The organism is Cupriavidus pauculus (assembly GCF_002858765.1).
GTDB classification, from domain to species: domain Bacteria; phylum Pseudomonadota; class Gammaproteobacteria; order Burkholderiales; family Burkholderiaceae; genus Cupriavidus; species Cupriavidus pauculus_B.
In genome coordinates, this window is record NZ_PJRP01000007.1 from 314,745 (window position 1) to 320,744 (window position 6,000).

Genomic DNA, 6,000 nt, shown 5'->3' on the forward strand with positions numbered 1-6,000 from the left:
GAATCGGGCACAGCAATCGCAGCGCGAGTTACTGGGTGATCTTTGCCTTGGTCAGCAGGCTCGTGACCAAGGCTAGCGTGGCGCGCTCCAGCGCCTGCGCCTGCAGCGCCTGCCGGATACCTGGCGCAGCCGTCTCGAACGACGGAATCTGCGTCGGGCGCACGGCATCGACCTTGACCAGGTAACGGCGCTCGCCCAGCGCGACCGGCGCGGGCGTAATGGCACCCGGTGGCAGCGATGCAATAGCCTGGGCAATCGCCAGCGGCAGGTTCTGGGTCTTGCCTTCCTGCACGGGCACCTTGAAGCTGATCCATTCCATCGCGCCGCCGGCCGTCTTTGACGGCGCGAGGCTGATGTCCTGGGCGACCTTCGCGAAGTCCTCGCCGGCCTTGATCCGTGCCAGCGCAGCGCTGGCCGCAGCATCGTCGGCGACTTCGATCACGCGCGCCTTGTATTCCTGGTCGCCCAGCGTGGCCACAATGGCGTCGTAGCGCGTCCGCACCTCTGCATCGGTCACCGGCGCGGGCTTGATATGGTCCTTGAGCCAGGCCTGCATCAGCACCTGGTTGCGTGCGTCGCGCAGCGATGCCTGCACGTCAGGGCGTTGCTCCAGTGCCTTATCCTTGGCGGCCTCCTGCCGGAACAGTTCTTTGGCAATCAACTGCTGCTTGATCGCCTCGCGCGCCTGCGGGGAGTCAGGCAGGCCCGCCGCGCGCAACGTATCGGTGATCGCCGTATCGGCGATTGCCACGCCATTGACCGTGGCAGCGTGCGCGCACTGGAGCCCCAGTGCGAAGACGGCACCCAGAGCGAGACGAATAAGGTTGCTTTGCATGGCTTGTGCTCCCAATTTCTAGTAGATCCAGTTCAAGGTGGCCAGCACGACGCCGCGCTTCGGCCCGAGATTGGCGGGCTGCGCCAGCGGCGCGCCCACCAGCAGTTCGCTCGTGAAAGTTTGTTTGGCCCACTGGGCTGACAGGCGGATGCCGGCACCCGCCCCCACCACGGCTTGCCATTGGTGGGTTGCCACGTACTGGGTTTCGCCGCCGTCGAGAAAGACATACGGCTCCATGCGGATGCCGGCGATCGCGGGCGCGTTGGCCCAGGCCACTTCGTTGCGCAGATACGCACCTCGATCGCCCGCGATCACCCCTTCCCGAAATCCGCGCACGGTGCTCATGCCGCCGGCGTAGATCTGCTCGGAGCCGAACAGCGCGACGTTGGTCCACTGCCCGACCAGTTGCGCGCGCCAGGCCAACTGCACGCGCTCCGCGATGACCGGAAGCGGCAGTTGCAGCGTGGTGTTGGCGTCGAGCTTGTTGAATTGCGCGTGGGCCTCGTCATGACGAATGTCGGACGGATCGGGTGTAGCGTGGAAAACCGGCAGGCCGCGCGAGTAACCCGCTTCCGCCGTGACGTAGCCTTGTTGGCCGTTGGCGGCAAAGCGCCAGAGCCCGTTCCACGCTGCCCGAAGCACCGTCAAACGCTGCGGATCCAGTTCGAGGTTGTTGATCTCACGTTCGCTCTTGCGCCAGGTCAGCGTCAGGTCCAGTGCCTGCCGCCCATGCTGGTTGCGGGTAATGACGCGGTTCCAGCCGAGGGTATGGCCCACCGTGCGGCCATAGAGCAGCGCCGTGTCACCGATGGTGTTCTGGTATTCGGACAACGACGCCGTATAGCTGAACGTGTTGTAGCCAAACGGCACGGCTACCGAGGCCACGGCCGCATTGGTATCGGTCGTGCCAACGTAGCTGACGCCCAGCGATTCCTGCAGACCTAGCGCGTTGTCGGCATCGATGCCCAATCGCGTGCGGGAAATGCCGGTCACGCGACTGCCGTAGTTGTCGACGCCCGCATTGAAGCGAAAACGGTCACCGGGCTGATTGGTCAATGCCGCCACTGAGCCGCCGGGCGTCTGCCCCGGCAGGATCTGCATCTCCGCCCGGTTGCGGCGCAGGCGGTTGATCTGGTCGACGCCCTGCTCCAGGTCGGCCAGCCGCAAGGTGTCACCCGTCGCGGGAAACTGCCACACCGTGCCGGCGTCGGTGACCCATCCACCGGCTGCGGTATCGAACAGGGGCAGCGGCCCTGGCCGCAGCGTCTTGCCGTTGAGCTGGGACGACTCCACCCGCCCAGGCACCACGGTCACACGCAGGACACCGCTCGCCAGGTTCTGCTCGCCCAGATAGGCGCGCGTGGTGATATAGCCGCGCGCGACAAACGCCTCGGTGAACCGGCGCAGCAGCAAGTTGATACGGTTGGCGCCAAGCTGGCGACCGGCGAACGGGGCCGTGATGGCTTCGACCTCCGCGTCGGACAATACAGTGTTGCCCACCACCTCGATGCGGTCGATGGCAAACGTGGTTGCCGTTTCTTCGACGTCCTCGACACGCACGTCCGGGGCCGTGGGTACGCGGTTCTCGATCTGCGCGGGCGGTTGCGTCGCCTCGCGCTGCAGTTCCCGCTGGCGCTGCTCGCGCAGTAGCCGCTGGGCCGGGTCTTCGGGCGGCACGGGGCCACCAGGCGGCACCTGCGCCATGGCCGATCCGGCAGCGGCCACCAGCCAGCATGCGGCGGCAGCACGCAGCTGCCTTTGTCGCGTCGAGAATGTCATCGCCACATCCACGACGTCAGGCCAAGATGGCTTTCCACGGATACCGGTGTCTGCTGACGAGCACGCGAGATGGTGGTCGCGCCCGCGATCGACACATCGCCATCAAAGCTGCCCCCCGATACGATGGCATCGCCGCTAATGCGGGTGCGGCCCGTTGCCATCCAGCTCCCGCCCACATCCATGGCGTAGAGCCGCGCCCAGGTATCGCCGAAGAACACTTTGAAGCCTCTGTCGCGCGCAATGGCTGTGTAGCCGGTCACCCCCGAGGCATAGGTCACTGGCGCATTCACCGTCAGGTCGCCAATGGCCAGCACGCGGCCACCGATATTCTCGGCCAGCTTGCCGGCGGTGATGTCGATGCTGCCGCCAGCGGACAGCAAGCCGCCCGTTACCGCCGTATCCGACGATGCCGAACTCCGGCACACGATCATGCAGGTTCGCGAATAGTGTGCCGAGCCGGTGGTCACCCCTTGCGTGCGAAACGTATCGGCGGCGTGGATCGTGATCGAGCCGTTGTTGGCATAGATCTCGCCGCCGGTGTTGATCACGTTGCGGCCGCTAAGGGAGGTGCCGGTATCGGACAGCAGATAGGCAATCTGCCCGGGACGGTCAGCCGCGCCATAGTCGATATCGAACGTGCTGCGGCGTTGGGTCAGCACCAGCCACCGACGGCTGGATTCGGTGTCAACAACGGCCTGTTCGTTGTTCGCACCCGGCTGCTTGGTGATCTCGTTGATCAGGTCGCCGGTCGCGGCGACGTCGAGCCGAGCGTTGGACAGCATCCGCGCATGCCGGTTAACGATGTCGCCGCCAGCACGCACGACCACGTCGTCGGCTGTGCCAAACAGGATGCCCAGGTGCTGGGGGGTCGAATCGTTCCATAGCGACCCACCCGTGCGTACGGTCACCGCACCTTCGGCACCTGGCAAGGCGCCTCGGCGTTGGCCCTGGACGAGGGCGCCCGTATTGACGAGGTCGCCGTCGACATTGACCACGACGCCGCCGCCATTCGCGACGATGGTGGACTGGCGGCCGGCCGACGCCAGCACCATCGATCCGCTGTGCAGCGTGACATCGGTCGCCGCCAGAACGTCCGCGTCCTGCTGGCGCCATACCCCGGAATCATCTGCGGTCACCGCGCCGCCCGAAGAAGCGAAGGCGGTGTCCTGCAGCGCAATGCCGTTTGCCTTGGCCGAGGCGCCACCGACGCCGTCGATATCTGCCCCACGGAGTTGCAGGTCCGTTGCGGCAAGCGACAGCATGCCCTGCAGCGACGTCAGCGATGTGCGGGTGCGCCCGGCACTGACGGCGAGCCCACCCGTGCCCTTGCCTTCCAGCATCACGTTGCCATTGGCGCTGAGCCGCACCCCAGAAAGCGCTACGCCGGCGCCGGCGTCGAACACCCCCACGCCGCCACTAGCGTTCAGCGTCGTGTCGGTCAGCGACACGACCTGGCTATGCGCCTGGCCCGATGCGCCAATCACGATGTCACCCGCCGTCGCCGTGCCGGCCGTCAGGGCGCTGTCGACCATGCTGACGCGGTCGGACAAGACCTGCACATGGCGTCCCGCCGCGATTGTGCCCGTTCCTTGCAGCCCGCCGCTGCCGATCAGCACGTCACGGTTGGCGGTGATCTTGCCCGACGCCAGTTCCAGGTCTCCGCTGCCGGAGATCACGAAATCTCCCGCCGTGGCATATGCCGCGCCCGCATTGCGCACGCCCGCGCCCTGGTCGGTCACGATCAGTTCCACACGTCCTGCAATCAGGCTGCCCGCCGCAGTGATATCGAGGGCAATTTGCTTTGACGTCGCGCCGATACCCGCCCCCGTCGCATAGGAAATCCACGGTGTCAGGTTGTCGCCGGGCGAGACGCTGGCATCGATTTCCGCATGGCTGTCGCCCACCACGGCGCGTACGCGCGAATTGGCATCGGTGTAAAAATTCTCGACCTTGCCACCCACCCGCAACTGCTTGGCGATCAGTTCGAGGTTCAGCAGCGTGCCGGACAGGCCGCCCGGCCCAATGTCGATCAGGCCCTGGTTTGTGGTCAGCACCAGGTTGCGCTGCAACTGCCCGTTGACCGTGAAGTCGTTGAACGACACCTGGCCGGTCGTCAGTGCCAGGTTCCCGATGTTCTGCACCACCATGCCATTGACACTGATGCCGTTCGGATTGGCGATCACGACATTGGCGCGCGGCCCCAGCACGCTGAGCGGCCCTTCGAGCAGCGACGGATTGGTGCCCGTCACTTGGTTCAGGATCGTCCGTGCGCGGGCCGTCGCATTGTCCAGGTCCACGCCCGCACGTGGCACATTGAACTCGCGATAGCTGTTGGTGGAGACACCACCCACGGCACCGGCCACGCCGACGGTGATACGGCCGCCTGCCCCCACATTGACGGTGGTCGCGGTGCTGCCGTCTGCCACGACACCCGCCGCATGGCAGCGCGCGGCCAGTGCGATGAGTGTCAGGGCCGCCGCCGTGCCGCGCACACGCGGAAAACGCGCTTGCGACGCAAGCCCACCCCGTAGAACCCGAAATCGGAACAACGAACCACTCCCTTCTTTCTGTATTCCTGATGCGTGGGAGTTCTGCTCGCTCTTTCGGCGCCTGCCCCACTGCTTTTCCCTGGGCCGCGACATTAGCAAATGTGGGATTTCTGGCAAATACCTCTTGCGGGCGTAACAAATCTAAGTGTCTGCTGTACGCAACGCCGGTTTTAGCGCTTCCGCCAGGGCATTGTTATGCGGAAGTACTGACCGTCAGCTAGCGCGGATGCACCGACTTGCAGGGACCTTGTACAGACAATCCCGCGGGATATGGGGCTTACCGAGGATCCCCAAAATTCAAGATGTCCGCGAATGTGCCGTTAGCCTCGATATGGGTTTTTTCGCTTGAAATTTGGCATGCCAGACGCATACCCTTCGATGGGGGGAGTGCACCCCTACTGGAGGAGGATTTCCAAGGGGTGCGCGTACTGCGCCAGATCGATGCCCCTGCCCTCGCACCATTGGTATTGGCTAGAGCAACACCTGATGAGCGGCGTTAGGGAGATGTAGATAAGACCATTCACACTCCCTGGCGCGTCGCGCGGCCCCGTTCAGCAGACGTTCACTTCGGGCCCCGATCTACGCCGCCTTGCCAGTCATTTTCCGAACGGCCGCCTTTAAGACATCTGGGAGGCCACCCAGGGACGGCGACGACCCGTCGCCGTCGGCGGGTCGGCCGCCGACTCGATCGAGCTCGTTTCGGCCAATAACAGACAGTCCGGTTCGCCCGGATATACTCTATCGATAGACGTACTCGGTATCTTCCTTGACCGGATTCGTATCGTCGAAGCGCAGGTGGCAGCGGCCGGCATAGTCACGGGCCAGGCCGAAGTTCAC

The 6,000-nt window shown here is 65.0% G+C and carries 3 protein-coding genes and 1 pseudogene; all 4 read right to left on the minus strand.

What is annotated here, in order from left to right; all coding sequences use genetic code 11:
- Positions 1–28 precede the first annotated feature (28 nt).
- Positions 29–835, minus strand: a complete 807-nt coding sequence (locus CYJ10_RS17260; protein WP_101682695.1) for a peptidyl-prolyl cis-trans isomerase — start codon at positions 833–835, stop codon at positions 29–31.
- An 18-nt stretch (positions 836–853) separates the two neighbouring features.
- The gene (locus tag CYJ10_RS17265) at positions 854–2,614 is read right to left on the minus strand and encodes a ShlB/FhaC/HecB family hemolysin secretion/activation protein (RefSeq protein WP_101682696.1); all 1,761 of its coding nucleotides are present in this window, start codon (positions 2,612–2,614) and stop codon (positions 854–856) included.
- The gene (locus CYJ10_RS17270) at positions 2,611–5,163 is read right to left on the minus strand and encodes a filamentous hemagglutinin N-terminal domain-containing protein (RefSeq protein WP_257993381.1); all 2,553 of its coding nucleotides are present in this window, start codon (positions 5,161–5,163) and stop codon (positions 2,611–2,613) included. The genes CYJ10_RS17265 and CYJ10_RS17270 overlap by 4 nt, the downstream gene beginning before the upstream one ends.
- A 747-nt stretch (positions 5,164–5,910) precedes the next feature.
- Positions 5,911–6,000: pseudogene (locus CYJ10_RS17275) on the minus strand (glutamate--tRNA ligase family protein); the annotation flags it as partial.

What these genes read in the sequence shown, in the direction of transcription:
- CYJ10_RS17260 (WP_101682695.1), bottom strand. Translation starts at nt 835, where the DNA reads ATGCAAAGCAACCTTATTCGTCTCGCTCTGGGTGCCGTCTTCGCACTG.
- CYJ10_RS17265 (WP_101682696.1), bottom strand. Translation starts at nt 2,614, where the DNA reads ATGACATTCTCGACGCGACAAAGGCAGCTGCGTGCTGCCGCCGCATGC.